The sequence below is a fragment of the Yoonia sp. D2-7 genome, from assembly GCF_055809435.1.
Genome location: NZ_CM147912.1, coordinates 1,826,550 through 1,851,070, shown reverse-complemented (window position 1 = coordinate 1,851,070; position 24,521 = coordinate 1,826,550). Strand labels below are relative to the sequence as shown.

Genomic DNA, 24,521 nt, shown 5'->3' with positions numbered 1-24,521 from the left:
ATCCGACCCACGTGAGGTTACACTATGCCGATTAAACTGCCCGCCGCCCTGCCCGCTTTTGACGTTCTGACCAACGAAGGCGTCATGGTGCTTGATGAAGACCAAGCCGGTCATCAGGACATCCGCCCGTTGCGGATCGCGTTGCTGAACCTGATGCCCAAGAAAATCCAGACAGAGAACCAGTTCGCACGATTGATCGGGGCAACCCCGCTGCAGATTGAACTGACGCTGATCCGGATGTCTGAACACCAGACCAAGAATACGGCGGCGGAACATATGGCCGAATTCTACCAGCCGTTCCAAGACGTGAAGGATCAGAAATTCGATGGTCTGATCATCACAGGCGCACCAATCGAACACCTCGACTTTACCGACGTGACCTATTGGGACGAACTGCGTGAAGTCATGGACTGGACCCAAACCAACGTGCATTCCACCTTCGGGGTGTGCTGGGGCGGCATGGCGATGATCAACTACTTCCACGATGTGAAAAAGCACCTGCTGGATCACAAGGCCTTCGGGTGCTTCCGGCACCGTGTTTGCGATGCGGCGTCGCCTTACCTGCGCGGCTTCTCGGATGACTGCGTAATCCCTGTCAGTCGATGGACCGAAATGCGTCAGGACGAAATTGACGCAGCGTCGGGGCTGAAAACCCTGATCACAAGTGACGATTCTGGTCCCGCACTGGTTGAAGATCCGGCACATCGTGCTCTGTATATATTCAACCACTTTGAATACGACAGTGGGACGCTGAAACAGGAATATGATCGCGATGTTGCCGAAGGCACGCCGATCAATGTGCCTACCAACTATTATCCGGGGGATGATCCGACCCAACCACCGCTGAACAAATGGCGTTCCCACGCCCATCTGCTCTACGGGAATTGGATCAACGAGATCTACCAGACCACGCATTATGACATTGATAAAATCGGCACTTAAGGGACTTTCATACACGGGCGCGGCGCTGGGCCTTTCGGCTTTGCTAACGGGTTGCGTGTCATCGGCACGAACCCAAGCCACCGAAGAGGCGTTCCCGCCTGTCGGCCAATTCGCCGAAGTCACAGGTGGACGCGTGCATTACGTGCAAAAAGGGTCCGGTCCGCATGTGGTTCTGTTACATGGTGCGGGCGGCAACCTGCGCGATTTTACCTTTGATCTGGTAGACCGGCTGGCCGATGATTTCACCGTAACTGCCTTTGACCGTCCGGGTCTTGGATACACAGACCGCGTGCCGCAGGTCGAAACCGGACCACTTGCCACGGATGGTGACAGCCCAGCCGATCAAGCGCGGATGTTACGCGAAGCCGCAACCCAACTTGGCATCGAAAATCCAATCGTCGCGGGACATAGCTTCGGTGGCATCGTCGCCATGGCTTGGGCAGACATCGGTCTAGGTGAAGAAGCACCTGTAAACGCCTCTGGTATCGTATCTTTTGGCGGTGTTCTAATGCCATGGCCGGATGATCTTGGGGCCTACTACACCGTGAACGGCAGCCCCATTGGCGGCGCCGTCGTGATCCCGCTAATTTCGGCCTTTGCGCCGCTCAGCACCATCGAAGGCGCGGTAGAAGGCATCTTTGCACCCGACCCCGTCCCAGAAGGATATGTTGCCCACATCGGTGCGCCCTTAGCCGTGCGCCAAGAAACATTCCGCGCGAACGTCCGCCAAGTAAACACCCTGCGCCCGCATGTCGTCGAAATGACGACGCGCTATCCACAGCTAACGCTTCCCATCGAAATCCTCCACGGGACAGCGGACACAACGGTGCCTGACTTCGTTCACCCGATTGAATTTGTGAAAATCGTGGACAGCGCACGTTTGACCAGCCTACCCGGTGTCGGCCACATGCCGCACCATGCTGACCCGCAAGCCGCAGTCGACGCGATTGTACGCGCAGCAGACCGCGCCGGATTGCGTTAAGTCTCTAAAATCGCCATAACTAGCGAAATTCAGGGAGTTTTATCATGTCTAAACCGCTTGATGGTGGGATCAGCGCCTACTTCAAAAACGAAGCGCCGGACGATGTGGTTGATCTGATCAAATCCGCCAAGAAAAAGCGGATCATCAACCCCGATTACCCATACGACACGGCGTGGGATAAAGACGACTATGAGGCCGAAATCGAAGCGCTGCAAATCCAGCTCGTGCAAATGCAGGCATGGGTCAAAGAGACCGGCCAACGCGTCGCAGTCGTTTTCGAAGGCCGTGATGCGGCTGGTAAAGGCGGGACGATCAAGCGGTTCCGCGAGAATCTAAACCCGCGCGGCGCACGTGTCGTAGCACTTTCCAAGCCGACCGAAGTCGAAGCTACACAATGGTATTTCCAACGTTATATCAAACATTTACCCGCCGCAGGTGAAGTCGTTTTCTTCGACCGCAGCTGGTACAATCGCGGCGTTGTGGAACATGTGTTCGACTTCTGCACACCTGATCAGCGCCAACACTGGTTCAACCAAGTCGGCGACTTCGAAAAGATGCTCGCCGACGACGGCATCAAGCTGTTCAAAATCTGGCTCAATGTCGGGCGTGCAACGCAACTGAAACGTTTCCTCGACCGCGAAAGCGATCCGCTCAAGCAGTGGAAACTCAGCTGGATCGACGTCGCTGGCCTTGCGAAATGGGACGCCTATACCACGGCAATTGACGAAACATTGACGCGCACCCACACCGATTTCGCACCGTGGACAGTTGTGCGGTCCGACGACAAAAAACGCGCCCGTGTGAACGCCATTAAGTCCGTCTTGCAAGGTCTTGATTACCCAAACAAAGACCTGCCCAAAGTCGACGATAAAATCGCTGGTGGACCGGACCTGTGGCATGCCTAAACAAGGCTATCATCACGGCAATCTGCGCGAGGCACTCGTCAAATCCTGCCTCACGCTGATCGAAGCCAAAGGCCCGACCGGCTTTTCTCTGTCAGAGGCCGCGCGCGAAGCAGGCGTAACACCCGCTGCCGTCTACCGCCATTTTGCAGGCCGCGAAGACCTGATCGCGGAAGCCGCGCACCAAGGTTACGACATCTTCGGCGATCTGATGGAACACGCCTATGACGGCGGCAAACCATCAGCGCTGACAGCGTTCCTCAAAACGGGCCGCGCCTATCTGGCCTTCGCAAACAAATTTCCGGGCCATTACGTGGCCATGTTCGAATCCGGTATTTCGATCCAGCGAAACCCAGCGCTCAACGCCTCCGCGACCCGCGCGCTGGGCGTCTTGGAAAAAGCGGCAACAGACCTCAGCAACCACATCCCCGCAGACCGCCGCCCACCGCCACAGATGTTCTCGGCCCACATCTGGGCGCTGTCGCACGGTGTCGTTGAACTTTTCGCCCGCGGATCCCCCGGCACCAAGAGCCCCTTTCCCCCCGAAGACCTGCTCGAAACGGGTATCGGCATCTACCTGCGCGGACTTGGCCTTTTGCCGCCTGACGCCTAACCTCATTTGCACATAGGACACCACCAATGGACGGAACCCTTGCCCTTATCTGGTTGCTGACAAGCGTCGCTGACATGACGGCCAATGACTGCCCGAACGAAGGCTGCCTGATCAAAGAACCCGCGCAAGCGCGCCTGTCCTACCAATTCGCCGACGTGCAATTCAACGATGAAAGCATCGCCGAAGAATTCTACATGGGCTACGACAGCCACCGCCGCAAAGGGCCGTTCCAACCAACATACGGACTGTCCCTGACAACGGACGGTTCTGCGTGGTTTGGTGTCGGCTGGAAATGGACATCGCAAAACGTCTTTGACAGCCCGCTGTTCATTGAAACATCCATGATGCCAGGCCTTTACGCGCCACGCGAAGGCATCGACCTTGGCGGTGCCCTGCAATTCCGATCAGCTTTCGGGATCGGGTACGAATTCGACAACGGCAGCACAATCACAGTCGCCTATGACCACCGGTCCAACGCAGACACCCACGCACGTAACCCGGGGCTAGAAACACTGTCCATCCGCTACGCAGTCGAATGGGAAAACGGACCACAGATCACGTCACGGTTCTAGCAACCGTTAGCCGAATGGCACCGCCCCAAAACAGAGCGGTGCCAACGTCACTTTAGGTCAAGCGATAGCGGAGACTTGGCAACCAAGACAGGATGAACGCATCCACCGCCAGCACACAAAGCAACGCAATCCCAGCCATCGGGAACGCCATTGATACGGCCAACCCCACGAACATTGCGCCCTGCCATAACGGCAGCTCTTTCGGCATTGGCGGCGCGGAAAGCCGGCCAGCGTTCGCGGGCTTGCGTTTCCACCACAGCACGACCGAACTGACGCACAGGAACAAGACGGATAGGCAGATGATCGTGTTGGCCAGAACGCTCCACAACCCCAAAGTACCCATGTGCAGCGCGATCCCAACGGCCATGGCTTTCCCAGCGACCGAATAATCATCGAACCGCACATCAGCTAAAATCTTACCTGAATACTGATCCACATGAACAGTCCGATCGGACATCGGATCAGTGCTATCGGTATTCATGGAATCGCGGCTTAGCGTCCACACACCCGTTGCCGAACGTGGCACGTTCAACTGATAGCGGGCATCGAACCCGATTTCACGCGCATGGCGGTCCACCGTGTCGATGGTCACGGGACCCGAGTCCACACCTGCAACACCCGCGTCACTACCGGACGCCGGCAATGGTGTCTGCTCCAGCGCCCACGGGACTTCGCGGCGGTCGTGGTTCAAACTGGCATGGGTTTCGTCCGACAATGGGACTTCGTTCCATTTTTCTACAGGAAACTGGCTCCACGCCTGAACCATTTTGCCGCCCCAGATCCCGGCCCACGACAGACCTGAAATCAGGAAGAACACCAAAAACAAGGATAACCAGATGCCAACAACGCCATGCAGCGATTTCCACAACGCGCGACCGCGACCAAAAGTTGGAACAAACGCACGACGCCATCCAGCACCGCGTGGCCACCACATATAAAGCCCTGTGGCAATCAGGACCAACGCCAAGGATGCGGCCGTCTCGAGCATCCGGTCACCAGTGACACCAAGCATCAGATCACTGTGGATACCGTCGACGAAATCGTACCATCCGCTCCGACGTGGAAATGTCTCGATCACCTCTGCGGTGTATGGGTCAACGGCGACCATCGTGGCATCGCCGCCAGAATCGACGCGAAACAATGCCGCCACATCGGGTGTACGTGGGGCGACGTACTGCTTCAGCGTCCCTTCGGGTATGGCGGCCAAAGCAGCATCCGCTTGTACGGAAACCGGCTGGATAATGTCCTGTGGGATCACGGCTGTCCGTTCCCCGTCTCTCCCGTCAATCCACGCGATCCACAGCATGGTCATTCCTGTGACGGCCAATACTGTTAGGAACGGAATAACAAATAGACCAGCGTAGAAATGCCAGCGCCACGCGGCGAAATAAAGTTTGTTTACGCGGCCCTCGGGCGGCGCGGTAATGTCGGTTGCTTTCATGATTTGGCTCCATGCCTTAAGACCCGCTTGCAAGCGGGCGAAATTGAACTCTAATGGGTGAAGAGATCAGGCTTGGGGTGGTGCGCGCGTCAGCCGCGCAGGATCAAGTGGGCGCGCATTGTGCAGTTGAACGGCGACAAAGGTCTGAATGCGTGTCTGTTCAAGCAAACGCAGCGGAGTACCGTGACAATCACGCGGAATAAGCGCGCCACCCGCCAGACGGCAGGCCTCACACTTTTGACCCACAGCACCGTCCTGCCCGCCTGTATTGCCACAAATATCAGACAACAAACCACCAGCAGCGACATAGGCTGCAAGCTCTGGCGTCATTTCGGTTTGAACAGCGGGAGCATGGGCAAAGCCGGACATCACCATCGCGCAAATCAGCGCAACGGGCGTCAAAAGACTGGAAATGATCCGCAACGCTTTGAACATGCCACGCGACCTAGATCATTTCGACGTCGGACACGAGAGGCCATTTACCAAATACAGCCCCGGCAAAGCGCAAACAAAAAGGGCGCCCCAAAGGACGCCCTTTCCAAAACCATCGCTCCAAAGCTTAACGCTTGGAGAACTGGAAGCTCTTACGCGCTTTTGCTTTACCGTACTTCTTACGCTCAACAACACGGCTATCGCGTGTGAGGAAGCCAGCAGCTTTCAACGCAGGACGCAGGGCCGGATCATAAAGCTGAAGCGCTTTAGAAACACCGTGCTTCACCGCACCAGCTTGACCGGAAAGACCACCGCCTTTGACAGTTGCGACAACGTCGAACTGACCAGCAACTCCAGCAACAGAGAATGGCTGCGCCAAGATCATCTGCAGCACTGGACGTGCAAAGTAAGTGTTCATTTCTTTGCCGTTTACAGTGACCTTACCAGAACCTGGCTTGATCCATACACGGGCAACAGCGTCTTTACGCTTACCAGTGGCATATGAACGACCCAGTTCGTCACGAACTGGTTCACGGTTGATGACGACTTCAGCCACAGGTGCTTCAGCGACAACGCCTTCTGCAACCGCGCCGAGCTCTTCGAGAGAGTTGATCTGATCGGCCATTATGCAGTCCTCGTGTTCTTTTTGTTCATGGACTTAACGTCCAGAACTTCAGGCTTCTGGGCTTCCATGCCGTGCTCTGCACCAGCGAAGACGCGGATGTTTGTCATCTGCTTCTTGGACAGTGGACCACCTGGCAACATACGCTGAACAGCTTTCATCAGAACGCGCTCAGGGTGCTTGCCTTCAAGGATCTCGCCTTTGGTGCGGGATTTGATCCCACCCACGTGGCCAGTGTGCCAGTAGTATTTTTCATCACGCTTGTTACCAGTCATCTGAACTTTGTCAGCGTTGATAACGATCACGTTGTCGCCCATGTCCATGGACGGCGTGAAGGATGCTTTGTGCTTGCCGCGCAAGCGCATGGCAATGATGGACGCCAAACGACCCAGAACAACGCCTTCAGCGTCGATCAGGATCCATTTCTTGTCTACATCTGCCGGAGTCGCAGAAAAGGTTTTCATATCTCACCAAAAAGGTTTGGGGGGACCATTACAGCCCCGTCATTCGGATAACGGGCTTATAAAGGTGTGCAGGACACAAACAAGAGAAAAAGAAGCAATTAAAGCGTTGTATTTCAACAGGTTAAAAATAAGGTATCAAAATACCCCACGCAATTATCACGCTACGGACGTTTCCGCACCGAAACTCTCACCATTCCCCCTCATCCCCACCACAGCGAACGCTTCGCTTCGCATTCACGCGCATGGAATGTTCAATGGGCCAACTCGCTTATTGGTGCTTTGACATCGCTTCAATCACCGTCGCCCGATGCTGAACCGCGCCCGTTTGCAGGTATTCCATCGCTTTCAATGCCGCTTCATGCGCCTCAACAGATGATCCACCGACACAGTCGGTCACGACGCGGCAGAAATAGTCGGACTGATGCCCATCAACAAAGGTATAGTGGACGCAGACATCGGTCAGCCCGCCGCACAGCAAAAGCGTATCGACCTTAAGCCCCCGCAGCAGAATTTCCAGATCAGTTCCGAAAAACGCGGAGTAACGCCGCTTCGGAATGATGTAGTCGCCTTTGCGATATCCCATTTCCTCTTTGGCGACATCTGTACGCGGATCACCTTCCAGACAGTGAACGTCCTCGTCCCCGTCCAGTTCACGTCCGAAATCAATAAGGTCAGATCGATGGATTTCCTGAATGAAAATCACCGGCACGTCGTTCTCATGGGCGGCATCCACCAAGTCGCGCGCAGCGATCATCCGATCCTTGTAGCCCGGCATGTTATCGATGGACCGCACTTCACTATCGTCAATGAAGGTGCTTTTCTGAATGTCGATCACGATCAGTGCAGGCCGGCCTTCGATCAGATTTCTTGCTGTTTTGGTTGCTGTCGTCATTTTCGTGTCCCTTCGTATTAATGCGCATCTGATCCAATGAGAAACATCCCGATCATCAGAAATATCAGACCTGCTATTCCGGCCATGCTAAGATTTTGATTGAACGCCATCACGCCCACAATCACCGATCCGACTGAACCGATCCCCGTCCAGATTGGATAGGCAATCCCAAGCGGTAGACGTGCCATCGCGGCATAAAGAGCCACAAGGCTCGCGATCATCGCAACAAGCGTCAAAACGCCAAGCGTCCAAGAGAAACCAATCCCAAGCTTCTTGAGCCCCGCGGCCCAAGCGACTTCCAATGCACCTGCGATGAAAAGATAAAACCAAGCCATTTCGACCTCCACTATCCGCAGGTCGTCCTGACTAATGCCCTGTCATGGCCGGGTCGTCCCGGCAGGCCTATGGCAAAGGATTAAACGTGACATCAAGACTTGTCAATTTACCGGTCGACTAGGAATGGCGGCAAAAGAAACATCCCGACGTGAGTCTTCAAAATAGGCTCAATCCGCGTGCCGAACCGCCCGTAGCACCCCTAGTCAAACCGAAATAATATCCGGCGGATTATCCAGCATCTCGCGCAGCGTTTGCATCCCCGACGCAAAGTGTTCGTGGCTCACCTGCCCGTTGATCGCAATCCGCACTGCATGGTTTGATCGCCCATCGCGCAAAGCAAAATCCTCTGCCGATTTGATCAACACGCCCGCGGTTTCCGCCTGCTGCTTAAACTCGCCAGCACGCCAGCCCATCGGCAGCTCTAGCCACAAAAACGGCACCTGTTCTGACCACGTCAGCTTGTGACCGCCAAGTATATTCACCGCCGCCCGCACATCCTCGGCAATCCGGCCTTTGATCCGCTCAATAATGTCCGGCAATTCCGGCTGGGCCATAATGTATGCATACATATCCGTCACAAGCCGCGTCACACCAAACGAATGGAACGTGGACGTGCGGGCAAGGTTCGCGCCCCAATCCAAAGGCGCCACCGCAAAACCGATCCGCAAAGCGGCCGTCAGCGACTTTGACGGGGACGTCACATACCACCCCAAATCCGGTGCCAACGCGCGATAACTTGGTCCGTTATGTTCAGTCCGCATCAACCGATAACAATCGTCATCAATGATATGGATACCGTAGCGCTGGGCCAGCTTCGCAATCTGCTTACGGCGCGGCGTCGATGTTGTGCGCACAGTCGGATTGCAGACCTCGGCAGAGGTGCAAAACACCTGCACACCCTGCGTTTTGATCAAATCCTCAAGCACCGCCGGATCAGGCCCCTCGTCATCCCAAGGCACCCCCACAACTTGAGCGCGCGACATCACAGCAGCCGAGCGGAACCCACCATAGCTAAGCTCATCCACCGCAATAACAGGTGAAGGTCCATGCAGAACCGTCTGTAAAATCATGATAATTGCGCTTTGTCCGCCATGCGACGTAATCACATCGTTTTCATCAAACGGACCGACAGGCGTATCAGTCAAAGATGCCTTGAACGCGCGTCGTGCAGCGATATCTGTGACCCGGCTCGGGTAGTTCAACAGATGTTCGGGCACCATTTCCGTAGCGAGCGCTTGCAAAGCCCCCCGCATGATCGCACCCTGCCCGACCTCCGGCATTTTCGGGCTCAACAGATGAACCCGCTCCGATAACTCAGCCACGTTATCCAGCATCGCAGGTGCATCCCAAACGGATTGCGCAACAGCTTTGCGTTCCGTCACAAATGTACCGCGACCCACACCAGCGGTCAGACGCCCTTCATCTGTCAGGACCGCATAGGCCCGCGCCACGGTGCCCGGTGTGACATTGATTCGATACGCAAGATCACGCACAGGCGGCAGTTGTTCACCGGCAGACAATTGTCCCGATACAATCGCTTCGCGAATGGCCTGCGCCAACGCCTTATACTTCGCACGCCCCGCACCAGACAGACTTGGTTGCCATTTTGTATCGGATACAATCATTCTCTCGACCCACGCATGCAGTACAATGTACCAAATAGATACGAAACAACTGCAAATGTGTCAATACAATTTGAAAGGGACGCATCATGTCATCAAACGCTATCCACCCCGCCCAACTCGCTCTCCTCAACTCTCAGGCACAGCTTCCAACGCTGGCCCGTGTTGCTGTGACCGTGGCGGTGATGGCGACGAAATGGGACATGAATTGGCGAACCCGCAAGGCGCTTGGTCGTCTTGATCCATACGAATTGGACGACATCGGCCTCACGTCAGCTGAGGCCAAGCGCGAAGCGAACAAGCGCTTCTACCAACGTTAAGATCTTCCTGACTGGGCCGGATATCCTCCGGCCCCTTTTTTTAGTGCTTGGGGATCGAATACGTGAGCGACGCCCGCGCAACAGGGTCCGCCTGCCCTTCGCTGAACAGCAGAACATCCCCCACAGCCAAAACGTGCCCCAACTTAAGAACCCGCGCCTTTGCAATCAGATCAACGCCAGCGGCAGGTTTACGCATAAAATCAATGCTGCAATTGGTCGTCACCGCCAACCCGACCGGCCCGATCCGCGCCAAGATCGCAAGATACATCGCCACATCCGCGAGCGCGAACATCGACGGACCTGATACAGTCCCGCCCGGACGCAAATGCTGTTCTTGAACACGTAACCGCACCGTCAATTCCGTCTCATCCAGCGCATCGAGCCCGAACATGTCCGCGACTTGCGTGAAATCCCGTTCCAAAAACGCCTCAAGCGCCGGAATATCCATTTTCAAAATGTCAGACATGTCTTCCCTCACTCCCAATCACGGCCTAAGCTTCCGTGAAACCAACCTAAAGGCAAGCCTATGACATTGCTCTCACGCGACGTTACTGACCACATCGCACACATTGAAATGATAGCGCCCGCACGGCTGAACGCGCTGTCCGACGCGATGCTAGCAGCGCTTCACGCCGAACTCGATACAATCGCAGAAGACGATACAATCCGTGTTGTGATCCTATCCGGCAGTGGAAAAGCGTTCTGCGCAGGCCATGACCTGAAAGAAATGCAGGCCGGACGCAGCGCCGATGATGGCGGGGCCGCCTATTTCAAAGACCTATTTGGCCGTTGTGGCGCGTTGATGCAGCGCATTCAAACGCTCCCGCAACCTGTGATCGCTCAGGTCCACGGCATCGCCACAGCCGCCGGTTGCCAACTTGTCGCGACATGCGACATGGCAGTCGCGGCTGATACGACAAAATTCGGGGTCAACGGGGTTAACATCGGCTTGTTCTGCTCAACGCCCATGGTGGCATTAACGCGCAACATCCCAACGAAATCCGCTTTTGAAATGCTGACAACGGGTCGTTTCATCGACGCCACCGAAGCACAACAACTTGGCCTGATAAACCGTTCTGTTCCGGCAGAAAATCTGCAATCAGCCACCCGTGCTTTGGCCGCAAGCATTGCCGCGAAATTGCCCGCCGCCGTCCGCTACGGCAAGGCGGCATTTTACGCGCAAACCCACATGGCGACACAGGATGCTTACGCTTTCACCGCCGACGTCATGGCCGCAAACATGCAGGATCGCGACACCAACGAAGGCATCGCAGCCTTCTTGGAGAAACGCAAACCGGACTGGTCCTAACTTCTTTTGGTCAGAAATATCTTGCGGGGTCTGGGGTGCAAAACCCCAGATGGCCCCGCAGGGCCATTCTAGAGATCGTAAATATCGCCAAACTTCGCTTCGAGGTAATCCAGCAAAGGCGCCTCGCTCGGCGCCGCACCCGTCGCCCGCGTGATCAAATCTTTGGGTTCATAAAGGCCGCCAAAGCGTTGCACGTTCTCGCGCAACCATCCCGTGGCCGCCGCTGTGTCGCCATTTGCAAGATCGGCATCGACCGCAGGGACTGCCGTCCGCATCGCTGTATTCAAGCAACCCGCATAGACATTCCCAAGCGTATACGTTGGGAAATACCCAAACAAACCTTCGGACCAATGCACGTCCTGCAAAACCCCGTTCGACGGCTTGTCGACCGCATACCCAAAATCAGACAAGAACCGATCATTCCACGCGGATTCTAGATCCGCGACGGCCAAATCGCCTGACATCAGCGCCCGCTCCAGATCGAACCGCAGCAGAACGTGCAAGTTATATTGCACCTCATCGGCTTCGGTTCGGATAAACCCGTCCGCCACACGGTTCACGCAGGCATAAAACGCACGCGCATCCGCGATCCCAAAGTCCCCAAACGCATCACGCATCTGCCCATAAAGCCATCCAGTGAACGCCTCCGACCGCGCAAGCTGATTTTCGTAAATCCGGCTTTGGCTTTCATGCACACCCATCGACACGCCGCCACCAAGCGGCGTCAGCAGATGCTGCTTGTCGATCCCTTGCTCGTAACACGCATGGCCGACTTCATGGATTGTTGAATAAAAACAATTGAATGGATCACGTTCTTCAGTGCGCGTCGTGATCCGCACATCCAGACCGGACCCGCTCGAAAACGGATGAACAGCCTTATCGATCCGTCCGCTTTTCAGGTCATACCCAAACGTTTGCGCCAGCTTGGTCGACAATGCCAGCTGCGCCGCCTCGTCAAAGGAACCGGACAATGCGGCAGGCGCAGGTTTGTCCAGGATCGCAGCACGCAGCGCCACCAGACGCGGACGCAACGCGTCAAACATCGCACCCAGCTCAGCCCCCGTCGCACCCGGTTCATAGTCGTCCAGCAAGGCGTCATAGGCATCCGCATCGCCCGCAACCGCACCGGCTTCTTCCCGCCGAAGCGCCACTACCTTGTCCAACATCGGCAGGAACGCTGCGACATCTTCATTGGCCCGTGCATCCGCCCACACGCGATGCGCAAGCGACGTGGTTTTTGCCAGCTCTGCCGCTAACTTAGCCGGAACTTTTAACGTCCGCGTATACGACCGTTTGATCTGCCGCAGGTTTGCTGCTTCAACATCGCTGCCCGCTTCTGCGGTCTCAAGCCAGTCACCGATGCGCGGATCAATTCGACGCGCGTGCAGCACGTTCGCCATCGCGCCATGTTCTTCTGCACGTTGGTCAGTTGCCCCTTCCGGCATCATCGTTTCCTGATCCCAGCCCAAACGGCCAGCGACCTGCGATAACGCTTCGGTTTCGCGCTGAAACGCCATCAATTCTGTATAAGCGGACATCTACGCGGCCCCCCGCACAGATTGCGGCAACGGATAAGTCGCCAAGAACCGCGCCCGCAGGACCAAGACCCACAGCACAACCGCGCCAAACTGATGCACAATCGCGATTTGCCACGGCGCAGAATACAACACGGTCACAATACCCAGCAGCATCTGAACAACCATCATCGCAAGCACCAAGTTAAAACCGAACCGCGTTTGCGCATTGGCCGATTTGCGCGCGCGCAGCCAGACGACGATCCCGAAGACAAACAGGACATAGCCCGCCATCCTGTGCATGAACTGGACCAGCCCTGCGTCCTCAAAGAAATTCCGCCAAACAGGCTCCAATACAAACGGATCAGGCGGTAAAAACCCACCCGCCATCAGCGGCCATTGTGGGAAAGCGCGGCCCGCATCAATGCCGGCGACCAACGCGCCAAGCAATATCTGGATGAACGTCAGACCAACCAGAACCGACGCCCATTTCGCAAGCGTCGGATTCCCCAAACGACGCGCCTGCAGCAGGTCCGCTTCGCGGCGCGAAAGCCGCAGAATGTACCACGCAATAAACCCGAAAATCACAAACGCGAGGCCAAGGTGCGTGGCAAGCCGGTAAGACGCCACATCCAGCATCCCCACTTCAAGTCCACTGGACACCATCCACCAGCCAATCGCGCCTTGCAGGCCGCCCAAGGCGCCGATGAACAACAGTTTCCCCGTCCAACCCGTTGGAATATTGCGGGTAATCGCAAACCCAAGGAAACCAAGCGCCCAGACAACACCAATGAAACGGCCCAGCTGACGGTGCCCCCATTCCCACCAGTAAATGAACTGGAATTCAGTCAGGGACATGCCTTTGTTCTGTTCTTGGTACTCGTGAATTTGACGATATTTATCAAATTCAACCTGCCAATCCGCGGCATTCATCGGCGGCAACGCACCCGACACAGGGTTCCATTCTGTGATCGACAATCCGCTGTCGGTCAAACGCGTCAAACCACCAACAGCGATCATGACCGCGACAAGCGCAAACAACACGTAAAGCCAGGCGCGAATGCCCTTACGCGCGCCCTGTCCTTTCGCGTCGATCCCGCCAGTCGTGACGGCTTTCTTTTCGGTCGTATTGACCTCTTCAAAAATATTGCGGGGCTTGGTCGCCATTTACGGGATCTCCGGATGTGTCAGTGCGCGCATTGTGCACGGGTTGTGCACGCGAGTCACAGGGCAATTTGGGGCTTAATCGCGCTCTTTCCAGCGCACCATTTGTCGCATCACGCCGTGCAACATTTGCACATCCGCGCGGGTCAACGGCAGACGCGACCACAGGTTACGCAAATTGATCTTCATGCTCGGCGCTTTGTGTTCGGGATAGAAAAAACCGGCGGTTTCCATCCGGTCTTCGTAATGAGTCGCCAGCGCTTCCATTTCCGCGTGTGACGCCCATTCACCTTCCATGGAAACGATGGACGGCACAGTGTCCACGGTCGCCTGACGCCATTCATAGGCGGTCAGCAGCACACATTGCGCAAGGTTCAGCGACGCAAATTCAGGGTTCACAGGGACCGAGATAATCGCGTTCGCCTTGGCGATGTCGTCGTTTTCCATCCCTGCCCGTTCAGGTCCAAACAGGATTGCAACTTTTTCACCATTTGCAATACGTTGCGCGGCGTCCTTCATGGCGAATGCGGGCGTAAATACTGGCTTTGTCAGCTCGCGGGGACGCGCAGTCGTGGCATAGACATAGGTACAATCGGCAATTGCATCGGCAGTGCTGTCGCACATCACAGCTTCGTCCAACAGCCGCCCCGCACCGCTGGCCATCGCAACGGCCTTTTGGTTTGGCCACCCATCTCGCGGACTTGTAATCCGCATCCGGTCCAATCCGAAATTCCACATCGCACGCGCAGCCGCACCAATATTTTCACCCATCTGCGGACGGATCAGAACAAACGCGGGTTGAGGCGTATCTTGGGGCATTTCGGTTCCTTTAAAGATCGCCCGCCTGATACGTGGCACGCGCGGTTAAGACAAGCGTAACAGCTTTGCGACACTGATAGCCAAGCGGCAAAAATCCAGCTAAAGGGGGGCAACACAAGATAAAAGACGGAATTTACCCATGGCCGACTCAGACGTAGAACTGCCCCAGCTGTACCTGATCACCCCGTCAGAGGTCGAATTGATGACCTACCCGGATATTCTCGGCGCCTGTCTTGATGCCGCAGAGGTCGGATGCGTCAGATTGGCCTTGGGCACAAAAGACGAAGACGTGATCGCCCGCACGGCAGACGCCTTACGCGAAGTGACACACGCGCGCGACGTCGCATTGGTGATCGACACACATATCCAACTGGTCGAACGTCTGGGCCTTGATGGCGTGCACCTGACGGACGGCGCACGGTCTGTGAAGAAAGTCCGCAAAGAACTGGGCGATGATGCCATTGTCGGCAGCTTCTGCGGGACTTCTCGCCACGACGGTATGACAGCCGGTGAATTGGGCGTTGATTATGTGGCGTTCGGCCCCTGTGGACAGACGTCGCTGGGAGATGGATCACAAGCAGAAGTCGACCTGTTCGAATGGTGGTCCATGATGATCGAAGTGCCGGTTGTCGCGGAAGGTGCGTTGACCAAAGAATTGATCACCAAGATTTCGCCGCACACTGATTTCTTCGGTATCGGCAACGAAATATGGTCCGCAGAAGATCCAATTGCAGCCTTCGCTGACCTGCGTTCAGCGATCGTGGCTTAAGCCCGCGCGCACCGCAGTTTCAACAGCAAGGCTCAGCTCTTTGCGATTTGCGAAATCCCGGACGTTTACGGGTTCATGATACCGCACACTGACCGCGCCCTGACGGGTTGCGGCCAGTGTGGCCAGCAGATGCGGACCAAAGTCCATATCGCCCCACCAACCGTAAATACGGGGATCGCTGCTTTCGTCAGGGATGTATTTCACTGTTACCGGCTGGATACGCATAGTCTCACGCAGATCATGGTCAAAAAACGCAGCAAATAGCGTAGGCTTGAAGCCAAGCACCTGAAGCCCGTCGGTCGACGTCCCTTCAGGAAAAAACAATAGCTTATGGCCCGCTTTTAATCGTTCCTGAAAAACAGAAACCTGCGTTTTTGCACTTTTCCGATCACGCTGAATAAAGACGGTTCCGGTGGCCCGTGCGAGCCAACCGATACCGGGCCATTTGGCAACTTCTGACTTCGACACGAAGTAGATACGCTTGGTCGCGTTCAGTGCAAAAATATCCAACCAAGACACATGATTGGCGACAACAGCACCGGGTCCGCGCATCACCTTGCCCTGAACTTCGTGCCGTATACCCATGATATAAAACGCGTTCTTGCACACGAACTGCGTGATGAACGGCGTGATCGGGCGCTTGGCCTTCCAGATTGGAGCTTCGATCAATCGCACGACCAAGAGCAACATCAAGCAAACCGCGATCATCAGGATCAGTGGCACGCCCCGTCGGACAATATGAAACCAACCGATTACCCCGATTGCGGGCATTGTCGGATGGTCGACCGAATCCCATGGTTCCGACACGTTATTGGGCCCCCAGCATCGCGCGTTGGCGCGCCGACAACTGCGCGGTTTCCAATATCATGCAAACATCCGTCGTCTGAAAATCGAGGTCAACGAACGCGCCAGCCCCCACAACGCCACCCATCCGAAGATACGCTTTGATCAAAGACGGCATCGCGACCATAGCGGCCCGATGATCATCCACGTCGCCCGCAAATTCGGACGGGTCAACGGCCCCGTCACCATGCGCACAGGGACGTATATCTGCGGGTGCGAGATGCTTCGCATGCAAGTGCCGGATCGCGTTCCGGTGAACATCCAAATCGACGCCCGGAAAGGACGCAACGCCAAACAAATACGAAATATGATGACTTTCGACATAGCGGGCCAATGCCTGCCACAGGTGCATCAAAGACAATCCGCCGCGATAATCCGCCCGAATACAGGACCGGCTTAGCTCCAGCACATCGTCGCGCCCGTCGGTCAAAGGTGTCAGGTCAAATTCGCGGGCCGAGTAAAAACCGCCCGCTTCCACTGCCTGCTTGGTCCGCATAAGACGATATGTTCCAATGACTTGTGCCGCACCTTTCAACGACAAATCACGCAAAATCAGATGATCGGCGAACGTATCAAAAGGGTCACCTTCGGTTTGCGCGGCGTGGTCAGTTCCAGCGCTATCAGCTCCCATTTCCTTGCAGAAGACATCATAACGTAACCGTTGCACCGCGTGCAGGTCTTCTGGTCCTTGGGCCAACGAGACCGCAAATCGGGAAGGTGGAGAAACGATATTCATGGGACTGGCATTATGTCCTGAGATGGAAATTGATGGTTAGCGATTGTTAACACTCTATCAACTTTCTGCAGCTACACAAAACAGACATGAGTTGACAGAATTACTGCCTACGCTACCCTTGGTTGCAAGATATTTCAGAAGGTGACTATTTCAAGAATGACGTGTGCGGCATCCATAACAACCTTTCCTTCTTCGCGAAAATTGACCGTGATTTTCCCTGCAATATTCGATTGGACCTGCCCTTCGCCCCACTCTGGCTTCTCGGTGTGACGGACGATCATGCCCGGCTCAAGTATCGCGTTCATCTCAGACATCGTATTTCTTTCACGTTAGGCCCAAATCATGCGCAATGACATCGCAGCACTGGTCGGATCTCGTATATGCCACGACCTTATCAGTCCAATTGGTGCAATCGGCAATGGGGTCGAATTGATTGGATTGACTGAATCGACGTCAGGGCCCGAAATGGCGCTGATCAGTGAAAGTGTCGAGAACGCAAATGCACGGATCAGGTTTTTTCGCGTGGCCTTTGGTGCCGCCAGTGCGGATCAGATCATTGGCCGGACCGAAGTCCTTTCGATCCTGTCAGCCACCGCAAAATCAGGACGGTTTACGTATTACTGGCAGGTCGACAACGATCATGCGCGGCGCGACGTGCGCATCGCATTTCTACTGCTGCAATGCTTTGAAACCGCGTTTCCTGTCGGTGGCGACATCACCATTATTCAAGACGCCGATAAATGGACCTTAACCGCGCATGGCGACCGGATGAACTATGATGAAAGCCTGTGGGACAGCCTGACGCGACCCAGATTGGGATACGAACATTCCGCCGCCGAGGTGCAATTCGCCCTGCTTCCCATTGTGCTGCAGGAGGCGCGTCGCACCCTGAATATCGCAGTAACCGGCGACCAGATCACCGCGACATTCAAGTAAATACAATTAAGACCGGATCGTTCCATCGCCCGTGACGAGGTACTTAAAGCTCGTCAATTGAGTCGCGCCAACGGGTCCACGGGCGTGAAGCTTGCCCGTCGCGATCCCAATTTCGGCGCCCATCCCGAATTCGCCACCATCAGCAAACTGCGTTGAGGCGTTGCGCATCAGGATCGCACTGTCGAGTTGCGTGAAGAAGGTTTGCGCAACAGCGTCATCTTCGCAGATGATCGCATCTGTGTGGTTGGACCCGTGTTCCCGAATATGCGCAATCGCACCGTCGACACCGTCAACAACGCGTGCCGCGATGATCATGTCCAGAAATTCGCGGCCAAAATCATCTGGTTTCGCGGGTATCGTTCCTTCGACTTTTGCCAAGGGTCCGTCCGCGCGGACTTCGACGCCTGCCGCAATTAGATCGTTGACCAGACCAGCACCTTGCGCGTCGAAAAAGGCTTGGTCGATCAGAACCGTTTCCGCCGACCCACAGATCCCGGTCCGGCGGGTTTTTGCGTTCAACAGGACAGCGCGCGCCTTTTCCAAGTCAGCCGATCCGTCCACGTAGACGTGGCAAATCCCCTCAAGGTGCGCAAAAACAGGCACGCGGGCTTCTTTTTGCACCAACCCAACAAGGCCTTTGCCACCACGCGGCACGATCACGTCGATGTGGTCAACGGCTTGTAACATCGCGCTGACGGCTTCGCGGTCGCGTGTTGGAACCAATTGGATCGCCGCCTCCGGTAGGCCCGCGGCTCGCAGCCCTTCTTGCAGGCACGCGTTGATGGCCGTTGCTGAATGAAAACTTTCCGACCCGCCCCGTAAAATCACGGCATTACCCGACTTCAAGCAAAGCGCCCCTGCGTCCGCCGTCACATTCGGGCGGCTTTCGTAGATCACACCAATCACGCCAATCGGCGTGCGGACACGTTGAATGTGCAGCCCACTGGGTTGCGTCCATTCTTCGGTCACTTCGCCAACGGGATCGTCTTGCGCGGCCACTGCACGCAGCCCATCGACCATGCCTTTGATGCGGTCCTCGTCCAGCATGAGACGGTCCATCATCGCAGGGCTGAGGCCCTTGTTCGCGCCAAACGCCATGTCTTTGACGTTCTCGGCAATGATGTGGTCGCGCTGCGCCCAGACGGCGTCTGCAGCGGCTTCTAATGCTTTGCGCTTCGCCGGTGCCGGTGTTGCTGCAAGGATCGCGGCTGCGGCGCGTGCGTTTGCGCCAATTTCATGCATCATATCATTGATTTCAGTCATTTTTTCCTCACAGCACCATGTCATCGCGATGGATCAAGGCGGTGCGCCCTTTGTAACCCAGCACGTCTTCAATATCTTGCGTCCGGCAGCCTTTGATCTGGCGGGCCTCGGCGCTTGTGTAACGTGACAGTCCCACGCCCAGCACTTGGCCTGCTTCATTTTCTATCGCAACTGGGTCGCCACGCCCGAAGCTGCCGCTGACCGCGACAACGCCTGCCGGTAGCAGACTTTTGCCACGTCGCAGCGCGTCCAGTGCACCCGCATCAATCACCACCTGCGCATTTGGTTTCATTGTGGCAATCCACCGTTTGCGGGCGGCTTGTGGGTCGGTCTGTGCGGTGAACCACGTGCACGGTGCACCGTTTTCCAGCGTTTTCAATGGGTTTAAGGGCGACCCTAATGTGATCGCCATGGCGCAGCCTGCTTCAACGGCAACGCGTGCTGCCATGACTTTTGTCTTCATCCCGCCTTTGGACAAGCCGGAACCCGCATCGCCAGCCATCGTTTCGATCTCGGGTGTGATGGTGTCGATCACGTCCAGCCGTTTCGCCGTGGCGTCTTGTTGCGGGTTCGCTGTGTAGAAACCATCGACGTCTGATAGCAACACCAGTTGGTCGGCACCAATGGTCACGGCCACCTGTGCTGCCAGTCGGTCATTATCGCCGTAGCGAATTTCGTCCGTCGCGATCGTGTCGTTTTCGTTCACAATCGGCGTCACGCGCAGTGACAACAGCGTTTCCATTGTCGCACGCGTGTTCAGATACCGCCGCCTGTCCATCGAGTCCTCGAGCGTGACAAGGATTTGCGCCGCCGACAGCCCGTGTTTGGCCAATGCTTCTTCGTAATACCGTGCGAGCCGGATTTGCCCGACAGCTGCGGCCGCTTGAGATTGTTCTAGCGGCAATGGCCCCGCAGGTAGGTCCAAGACCCCGCGCCCTAGCGCGATCGATCCGGAAGATACCAGCACCACGTCGGTGCCGCGTGCGCGCAGAACGGCCACGTCATCCACCAACGATTGCAGCCAGTCACCGCGGAAATCGCCCGTGTCCCGATCAACCAGCAGCGCTGATCCAATTTTTACGACTAGTCGTTTTGCGTCGGTTAAGGCTGCCACGGTGCGTCCTCGTCTTCTTCCTCGGCCGCCTCCGCAATACGGTGGCGCAGCTTGTCCGCGTCAATCTGGTCACGCAACGCGCGCAACACATCGGTTACGCCTTCGGTGCTGACGCCGGACATCAGCATGACGGGAGACCCGGTCGCTGCTTCCAGCTCTTCTTTGATGAATTCACGTTCTTCATCGTCGAGCGCGTCGATTTTGTTTAGCACGGTTACGCGCGGCTTATCCGCAAGATCACCGCCGTAGGCTTCGAGTTCGCCAATGATCGTCTCGTAGTCTTTCACCGGATCGCCAGACGCGCCATCGACAAGGTGCAGCAGTACTGAACAGCGTTCAACGTGACCCAAGAACAGATCGCCAAGACCGCGCCCTTCGGATGCCCCTTCGATCAAGCCGGGAATGTCGGCAACCACAAATTCAACGTTATCAACGCCGACGACGCCCAAGTTAGGCACAAGCGTCGTAAATGGATAATCTGCAACCTTTGGCCGCGCATTGGATGTGGCAGCGAGGAACGTGGATTTGCCGGCATTTGGCATCCCCAACAGTCCAACGTCCGCGATAAGCTTCAACCGCAGCCAGATCGTGCGTTCAATGCCTTCTTGCCCTTGGTTCGCGCGGCGCGGTGCTTGGTTGGTAGAGGATTTAAAGTGCAGGTTGCCCCAGCCGCCGTTACCACCCTTGGCGATCACAAACCGCTGGCCGACCTCTGTCATGTCACACAGGATTGTTTCTTCGTCTTCGTCGATAATTTCGGTCCCGACAGGAACGCGCAGGATGATGTCGTCGCCTGTGGCCCCTGTGCGCTGTGATCCCATGCCATGCTGGCCGTTCTTCGCAAAGAAGTGCTGCTGGTAGCGGAAATCGATCAGCGTGTTCAGGCTTTCGACAGCCACTGCAATGACCGACCCGCCGTTGCCGCCGTCGCCGCCATCAGGACCACCGTATTCGATAAACTTTTCGCGGCGAAAAGACACACAGCCGCCACCACCGCTGCCCGAGCGGATATAGACTTTGGCGAGATCGAGGAACTTCATAGGATCGGGTGCTTTCTACCAGTGTTGGATGGCGCTTAATCTATTTCTTACACGCCCTCAAGGCGTGGCGGGTTTAAGACGCCAGCGGTCCGGCTTCCCAATCCTGTCGGGTCAGTTTGTTTTGGCGCACCAAGACCGGATAGCCCCGTGCGACCGACCGCATGTAGCAGGTCTGCCAATGCTTGAAGCCCAATTTCTCTAGGACGTGCTGCGAGGCCGCATTGTCGTTCCAAGTCGATCCGGTGATCACCTGATCATCTGTTGTCGCAAAGTGGTGATTGATCGCAAAGGTCGCGGCTTGAGTTGCGATACCACGTCCATGGACTGATCGCGGCAGCGTATAGCCAATGTCACCACTAGTGATACCGATACGGCCGACCCATTCAGCTCCGTGCTTGATCGTCCAAAGAAAACCGCGTCCTTCGTAAGGTTTGCAATAGAACCGCACTTGTTCGGGATCCGCAGGCCATTTCCAACGGCCAAGCTGGCGTACGACATCCCAATCAGAGGCAAGCGCCATCATCGGATCGAAATCGTCAGGCGCACAGTCGTGATACGTCAGGTCAAGCATTGTGGAGGCTTTCCCAACGGGTACGGGTCAGCACCATGCCTTGCGACTGCACGTCTGTGCATGTCGCCGCACAATGTGACGTGCTGATGTCCGTCGGCAAAAAGCCAAGCTTTCCCAGCACGTTGGCTGACCCGACATTGCCGAGGAAGTAGTTGCTGGTGATCTCAACATCGTCGGTTGTCGCGAAATGGTGCGCACAGGCCGCCATCGCGGCCTCAGTCGCATAGCCCTGCGCCCAATGGTCTTGGCCCAGCCAATACCCGTGGGCATCACCACCGCCGACGTTTCCGATCAACGTATCATCTTTGAAAATCGACCACGACGCGGCGCGACCTGCAAGGTTTTCTTCGATGAACCAGATCGCGTCCTCTTTAGTATAAGGATGCGGAACAACCGAAAGCCAACGCGTCACGTCAAGATTATTCAACTGCGGAACAATCGCATCGACATCCGACAGCGCCATCGGACGCAGTTCAAGCCGCGCCGTTTTGATCACCGGTACGGGGGTCACCCCATTTTGAGCATATACGTCCATGTTGGCACCGTAGCCTTGCGAGCGACGGAATAGGCTTCCGCATCGCCCAGATAGTCGAACCCGTTGTTTGTCAGCACACGTGCCGAGCTTGGGTTGTCTTGAAACGCTTCAGCAAAAATTTGCTTTGCGTTGTGCGGATTTGCGGCCAGCAATGTCCGGACAGCTTCGGTCGCGAGACCCGTGTTCCAGAACGCAGGCGCGATCCAATAGAAAATCTCGGATTGATCACGGTCCATCCGGTTGAGGCTGATCAGGCCCAGTGCTTCGGCATTCCCGCCATCAGTGCCGTCCAGAATCCAGATATCTTCAAGCCGGTCATCGGCGCTGGCGCGATCAATCATCGCCTCGACAGTCCCCGGAGGCAGAGGATGCGGCATGGCACGGGTACCGCGCGCAATACGTTCATCACCTGCATACATCGCGACAAGACCCACATCAGCACGCCGCAATGGGCGTAACACAAAGCGGTCCGCCGCAATTGTGATCTGGTCGTTTGTCGCCGCTTTATCCGGCGTTGCGATTGTATTGTGCATCATGGCTTTCCCTCCTCGAAAAACCGGTGCCTCCCAAACTGGGCCTCACGTCAGAACTGTCGTCTACTTTCATATCGTGTCGATAGTATGAAAAAGTAAGGGGGACCGGTGTTCACCGATCCCCCCAAATGCGTTACCTTGGAAACTTCGGTTTACTCAGCGGCCTCCGCCACTGGGAGAACTGAAATAAAGGTACGGCCCTTAAGGCCTTTGTGGAATTGTACGTTGCCTTCGATGGTTGCGAAGATCGTGTGATCTTTGCCCATGCCAACACCCATACCTGGCCACATCTTTGTGCCACGCTGACGCATGATGATGTTGCCTGGGATCACGACTTCGCCGCCGTACTTTTTCACGCCAAGACGGCGACCAGCTGAGTCGCGACCGTTACGGGATGAACCGCCTGCTTTTTTATGTGCCATTGGTGTCTCTCCTTACGCTTCTTTAGCGAATTCTGCGGCTTGTTTCAGCCACTCGTCACGCTCAATGCGGCCTTTGAATGACAATTGGTCATCCATATACGCAATTTCGTCTGCTGTCCAAGCTGCAACTTGATCGAAGTGGAAGATGCCGTTTGAATGCAGCTTCTTTTCGAGTGCTGGACCGACGCCTGAAATACGCTTCAGATCGTCAGGCTGACCGCCACGTGCTTCTTTCAGCAGGTTGGCAGGCTTTGTACCAGCGTTTGCAACTTCAGCTTCAGCCTGTGGGGCGTCTGCTTTTGCAGCTTTCTTTGGTGCAGCTTTTGCTGGTGCGCTATCGGCTTTCTTCGCCGCAGGCTTAGCAGCCTTCGGAGTAGAAGCGCGTTTTGCAGCAGCTTCGGCTTTCTTGGATGTTGGTGCGCCGTTACCTGCAGCGATTGCTTCAGATACAACTTTACCAGCACCGGATACGGCAGCTTTCACGCCGGACTTGCCAGCGCCTGCTTCAAGAATATCGCCGATGCGAACAACTGTGAGCTGCTGACGGTGACCCTTCTTACGTGCAGAAGAGTGCTTACGACGGCGCTTAACGAAGTTAATCGTCTTAGGGCCTTTGATTTGGTCAACAACTTCTGCCTGAACACCAGCGTCTTCCACAAGTGGAGCGCCAACAGTGTTACCAACCATGAGAATCTCGTTGAATTGGATCTGGTCGCCAGCGGCGGCATCCAATTTTTCGACACGCAGTACGTCGCCTGATGCAACTTTGTACTGTTTGCCACCGGTCTTAAGAACCGCAAACATAGTGTATTC

At 55.9% G+C, this 24,521-nt stretch carries 31 protein-coding genes; 9 read left to right on the top strand and 22 right to left on the bottom strand.

Features of this window, described 5'->3' with window-relative positions:
* Window positions 1-24 precede the first annotated feature (24 nt).
* The 5 genes from metA to AC0L7R_RS09015 are packed head-to-tail and all read left to right on the top strand — an operon-like array spanning window position 25 to window position 4,011.
* Window positions 25-942, top strand: a complete 918-nt coding sequence (gene metA / locus AC0L7R_RS09035) for a homoserine O-acetyltransferase MetA (RefSeq protein ID WP_247128759.1) — start codon at window positions 25-27, stop codon at window positions 940-942.
* The gene (locus AC0L7R_RS09030; RefSeq protein ID WP_473656537.1) at window positions 917-1,924 is read left to right on the top strand and encodes an alpha/beta fold hydrolase; all 1,008 of its coding nucleotides are present in this window, start codon (window positions 917-919) and stop codon (window positions 1,922-1,924) included. The genes metA and AC0L7R_RS09030 overlap by 26 nt, the downstream gene beginning before the upstream one ends.
* Before the next feature lie 44 nt (window positions 1,925-1,968).
* Window positions 1,969-2,829 carry a polyphosphate kinase 2 gene (ppk2, locus tag AC0L7R_RS09025; RefSeq protein ID WP_473656536.1) on the top strand — a complete coding sequence of 287 codons (861 nt, stop codon included), beginning with the start codon at window positions 1,969-1,971 and terminating at the stop codon, window positions 2,827-2,829.
* Window positions 2,822-3,439, top strand: coding sequence for a TetR/AcrR family transcriptional regulator (locus AC0L7R_RS09020; protein ID WP_247128762.1), 618 nt, complete (start codon window positions 2,822-2,824; stop codon window positions 3,437-3,439). Before ppk2 ends, AC0L7R_RS09020 begins: the two co-directional genes overlap by 8 nt.
* A gap of 26 nt (window positions 3,440-3,465) precedes the next feature.
* Window positions 3,466-4,011 (top strand): acyloxyacyl hydrolase, encoded by a 546-nt coding sequence (locus AC0L7R_RS09015; protein ID WP_473656535.1) that lies wholly within the window; start codon window positions 3,466-3,468, stop codon window positions 4,009-4,011.
* A 52-nt stretch (window positions 4,012-4,063) separates the two neighbouring features.
* Here the strand turns inward: AC0L7R_RS09015 and AC0L7R_RS09010 are convergent, their stop codons facing one another.
* From AC0L7R_RS09010 to AC0L7R_RS08980, 7 genes are all read right to left on the bottom strand, one after another.
* Window positions 4,064-5,452 carry a PepSY domain-containing protein gene (locus AC0L7R_RS09010; protein ID WP_473656534.1) on the bottom strand — a complete coding sequence of 463 codons (1,389 nt, stop codon included), beginning with the start codon at window positions 5,450-5,452 and terminating at the stop codon, window positions 4,064-4,066.
* Window positions 5,453-5,518: 66 nt separating this feature from the next.
* The gene (locus AC0L7R_RS09005) at window positions 5,519-5,887 is read right to left on the bottom strand and encodes a hypothetical protein (protein ID WP_473656533.1); all 369 of its coding nucleotides are present in this window, start codon (window positions 5,885-5,887) and stop codon (window positions 5,519-5,521) included.
* Between the two features lie 124 nt (window positions 5,888-6,011).
* Entirely contained in the window at window positions 6,012-6,509 is a 498-nt protein-coding gene (rpsI, locus tag AC0L7R_RS09000; RefSeq protein WP_247128766.1) for a 30S ribosomal protein S9, read from the bottom strand.
* Window positions 6,509-6,970, bottom strand: coding sequence for a 50S ribosomal protein L13 (gene rplM, locus AC0L7R_RS08995; protein ID WP_247128767.1), 462 nt, complete (start codon window positions 6,968-6,970; stop codon window positions 6,509-6,511). Before rplM ends, rpsI begins: the two co-directional genes overlap by 1 nt.
* A gap of 268 nt (window positions 6,971-7,238) precedes the next feature.
* Window positions 7,239-7,862, bottom strand: coding sequence for an isochorismatase family protein (locus AC0L7R_RS08990; protein ID WP_473656532.1), 624 nt, complete (start codon window positions 7,860-7,862; stop codon window positions 7,239-7,241).
* 17 nt (window positions 7,863-7,879) lie between these two features.
* Entirely contained in the window at window positions 7,880-8,197 is a 318-nt protein-coding gene (locus AC0L7R_RS08985) for a DMT family transporter (protein WP_247128769.1), read from the bottom strand.
* A 204-nt stretch (window positions 8,198-8,401) separates the two neighbouring features.
* A complete protein-coding gene (locus AC0L7R_RS08980) occupies window positions 8,402-9,823 on the bottom strand; it encodes an aminotransferase class I/II-fold pyridoxal phosphate-dependent enzyme (protein WP_473656531.1) in 1,422 nt (473 codons plus the stop codon).
* An 86-nt stretch (window positions 9,824-9,909) separates the two neighbouring features.
* Between AC0L7R_RS08980 and AC0L7R_RS08975 the strand changes: the two genes are divergently transcribed.
* Window positions 9,910-10,140 (top strand): DUF1127 domain-containing protein, encoded by a 231-nt coding sequence (locus tag AC0L7R_RS08975; protein WP_247128771.1) that lies wholly within the window; start codon window positions 9,910-9,912, stop codon window positions 10,138-10,140.
* Window positions 10,141-10,180: 40 nt separating this feature from the next.
* Here AC0L7R_RS08975 and AC0L7R_RS08970 read toward each other — a convergent pair whose 3' ends face one another.
* On the bottom strand, window positions 10,181-10,606 hold the full coding sequence (locus AC0L7R_RS08970) for a hotdog domain-containing protein (RefSeq protein WP_473656530.1): 426 nt from the start codon (window positions 10,604-10,606) through the stop codon (window positions 10,181-10,183).
* A 60-nt stretch (window positions 10,607-10,666) separates the two neighbouring features.
* Here AC0L7R_RS08970 and AC0L7R_RS08965 point away from each other — a divergent pair, with 60 nt between their 5' ends.
* Complete coding sequence (locus AC0L7R_RS08965) at window positions 10,667-11,449, top strand: enoyl-CoA hydratase (protein ID WP_473656528.1); 783 nt, start codon at window positions 10,667-10,669, stop codon at window positions 11,447-11,449.
* Between the two features lie 68 nt (window positions 11,450-11,517).
* Here AC0L7R_RS08965 and AC0L7R_RS08960 read toward each other — a convergent pair whose 3' ends face one another.
* From AC0L7R_RS08960 to AC0L7R_RS08950, 3 genes are all read right to left on the bottom strand, one after another.
* Entirely contained in the window at window positions 11,518-12,987 is a 1,470-nt protein-coding gene (locus AC0L7R_RS08960) for a carboxypeptidase M32 (RefSeq protein ID WP_473656527.1), read from the bottom strand.
* A complete protein-coding gene (ctaA, locus tag AC0L7R_RS08955) occupies window positions 12,988-14,130 on the bottom strand; it encodes a heme A synthase (RefSeq protein WP_473656526.1) in 1,143 nt (380 codons plus the stop codon).
* Window positions 14,131-14,205: 75 nt separating this feature from the next.
* Entirely contained in the window at window positions 14,206-14,946 is a 741-nt protein-coding gene (locus AC0L7R_RS08950; RefSeq protein WP_473656525.1) for a TrmH family RNA methyltransferase, read from the bottom strand.
* 139 nt (window positions 14,947-15,085) lie between these two features.
* On the opposite strand from AC0L7R_RS08950, the gene AC0L7R_RS08945 reads away from it, so the two are divergent.
* Window positions 15,086-15,715 (top strand): thiamine phosphate synthase, encoded by a 630-nt coding sequence (locus AC0L7R_RS08945; protein ID WP_473656524.1) that lies wholly within the window; start codon window positions 15,086-15,088, stop codon window positions 15,713-15,715.
* Here the strand turns inward: AC0L7R_RS08945 and olsA are convergent.
* The 3 genes from olsA to AC0L7R_RS08930 all read right to left on the bottom strand — a co-directional run bounded on the left by olsA (window position 15,698) and on the right by AC0L7R_RS08930 (window position 17,608).
* Complete coding sequence (olsA, locus tag AC0L7R_RS08940) at window positions 15,698-16,522, bottom strand: lyso-ornithine lipid O-acyltransferase (protein ID WP_473656523.1); 825 nt, start codon at window positions 16,520-16,522, stop codon at window positions 15,698-15,700. The two genes, AC0L7R_RS08945 and olsA, sit on opposite strands and share 18 nt — an antisense overlap.
* 1 nt (window position 16,523) lies before the next feature.
* On the bottom strand, window positions 16,524-17,294 hold the full coding sequence (locus AC0L7R_RS08935) for a GNAT family N-acyltransferase (protein WP_473656522.1): 771 nt from the start codon (window positions 17,292-17,294) through the stop codon (window positions 16,524-16,526).
* Between the two features lie 134 nt (window positions 17,295-17,428).
* Entirely contained in the window at window positions 17,429-17,608 is a 180-nt protein-coding gene (locus AC0L7R_RS08930; protein ID WP_247128780.1) for a DUF3553 domain-containing protein, read from the bottom strand.
* Between the two features lie 28 nt (window positions 17,609-17,636).
* Between AC0L7R_RS08930 and AC0L7R_RS08925 the strand changes: the two genes are divergently transcribed.
* Window positions 17,637-18,230 carry a histidine phosphotransferase family protein gene (locus AC0L7R_RS08925; RefSeq protein ID WP_473656521.1) on the top strand — a complete coding sequence of 198 codons (594 nt, stop codon included), beginning with the start codon at window positions 17,637-17,639 and terminating at the stop codon, window positions 18,228-18,230.
* A gap of 6 nt (window positions 18,231-18,236) precedes the next feature.
* Here the strand turns inward: AC0L7R_RS08925 and AC0L7R_RS08920 are convergent, their stop codons facing one another.
* The 8 genes from AC0L7R_RS08920 to rplU all read right to left on the bottom strand — a co-directional run bounded on the left by AC0L7R_RS08920 (window position 18,237) and on the right by rplU (window position 24,512).
* On the bottom strand, window positions 18,237-19,493 hold the full coding sequence (locus tag AC0L7R_RS08920) for a glutamate-5-semialdehyde dehydrogenase (protein WP_473656520.1): 1,257 nt from the start codon (window positions 19,491-19,493) through the stop codon (window positions 18,237-18,239).
* A gap of 7 nt (window positions 19,494-19,500) precedes the next feature.
* Complete coding sequence (gene proB, locus AC0L7R_RS08915; RefSeq protein WP_473656519.1) at window positions 19,501-20,607, bottom strand: glutamate 5-kinase; 1,107 nt, start codon at window positions 20,605-20,607, stop codon at window positions 19,501-19,503.
* Window positions 20,595-21,647, bottom strand: coding sequence for a GTPase ObgE (gene obgE / locus AC0L7R_RS08910; protein ID WP_247128784.1), 1,053 nt, complete (start codon window positions 21,645-21,647; stop codon window positions 20,595-20,597). The genes proB and obgE overlap by 13 nt, the downstream gene beginning before the upstream one ends.
* 73 nt (window positions 21,648-21,720) lie before the next feature.
* On the bottom strand, window positions 21,721-22,218 hold the full coding sequence (locus tag AC0L7R_RS08905; protein WP_473656517.1) for a GNAT family N-acetyltransferase: 498 nt from the start codon (window positions 22,216-22,218) through the stop codon (window positions 21,721-21,723).
* Window positions 22,211-22,753, bottom strand: a complete 543-nt coding sequence (locus AC0L7R_RS08900) for a GNAT family N-acetyltransferase (protein ID WP_473656516.1) — start codon at window positions 22,751-22,753, stop codon at window positions 22,211-22,213. The genes AC0L7R_RS08905 and AC0L7R_RS08900 overlap by 8 nt, the downstream gene beginning before the upstream one ends.
* A complete protein-coding gene (locus AC0L7R_RS08895; RefSeq protein WP_247128787.1) occupies window positions 22,726-23,289 on the bottom strand; it encodes a GNAT family N-acetyltransferase in 564 nt (187 codons plus the stop codon). The genes AC0L7R_RS08900 and AC0L7R_RS08895 overlap by 28 nt, the downstream gene beginning before the upstream one ends.
* Before the next feature lie 149 nt (window positions 23,290-23,438).
* Window positions 23,439-23,708, bottom strand: coding sequence for a 50S ribosomal protein L27 (gene rpmA / locus AC0L7R_RS08890; RefSeq protein WP_183530947.1), 270 nt, complete (start codon window positions 23,706-23,708; stop codon window positions 23,439-23,441).
* Window positions 23,709-23,720: 12 nt separating this feature from the next.
* Complete coding sequence (gene rplU, locus AC0L7R_RS08885; protein WP_348106603.1) at window positions 23,721-24,512, bottom strand: 50S ribosomal protein L21; 792 nt, start codon at window positions 24,510-24,512, stop codon at window positions 23,721-23,723.
* Between the last annotated feature and the right edge of the window lie 9 nt (window positions 24,513-24,521).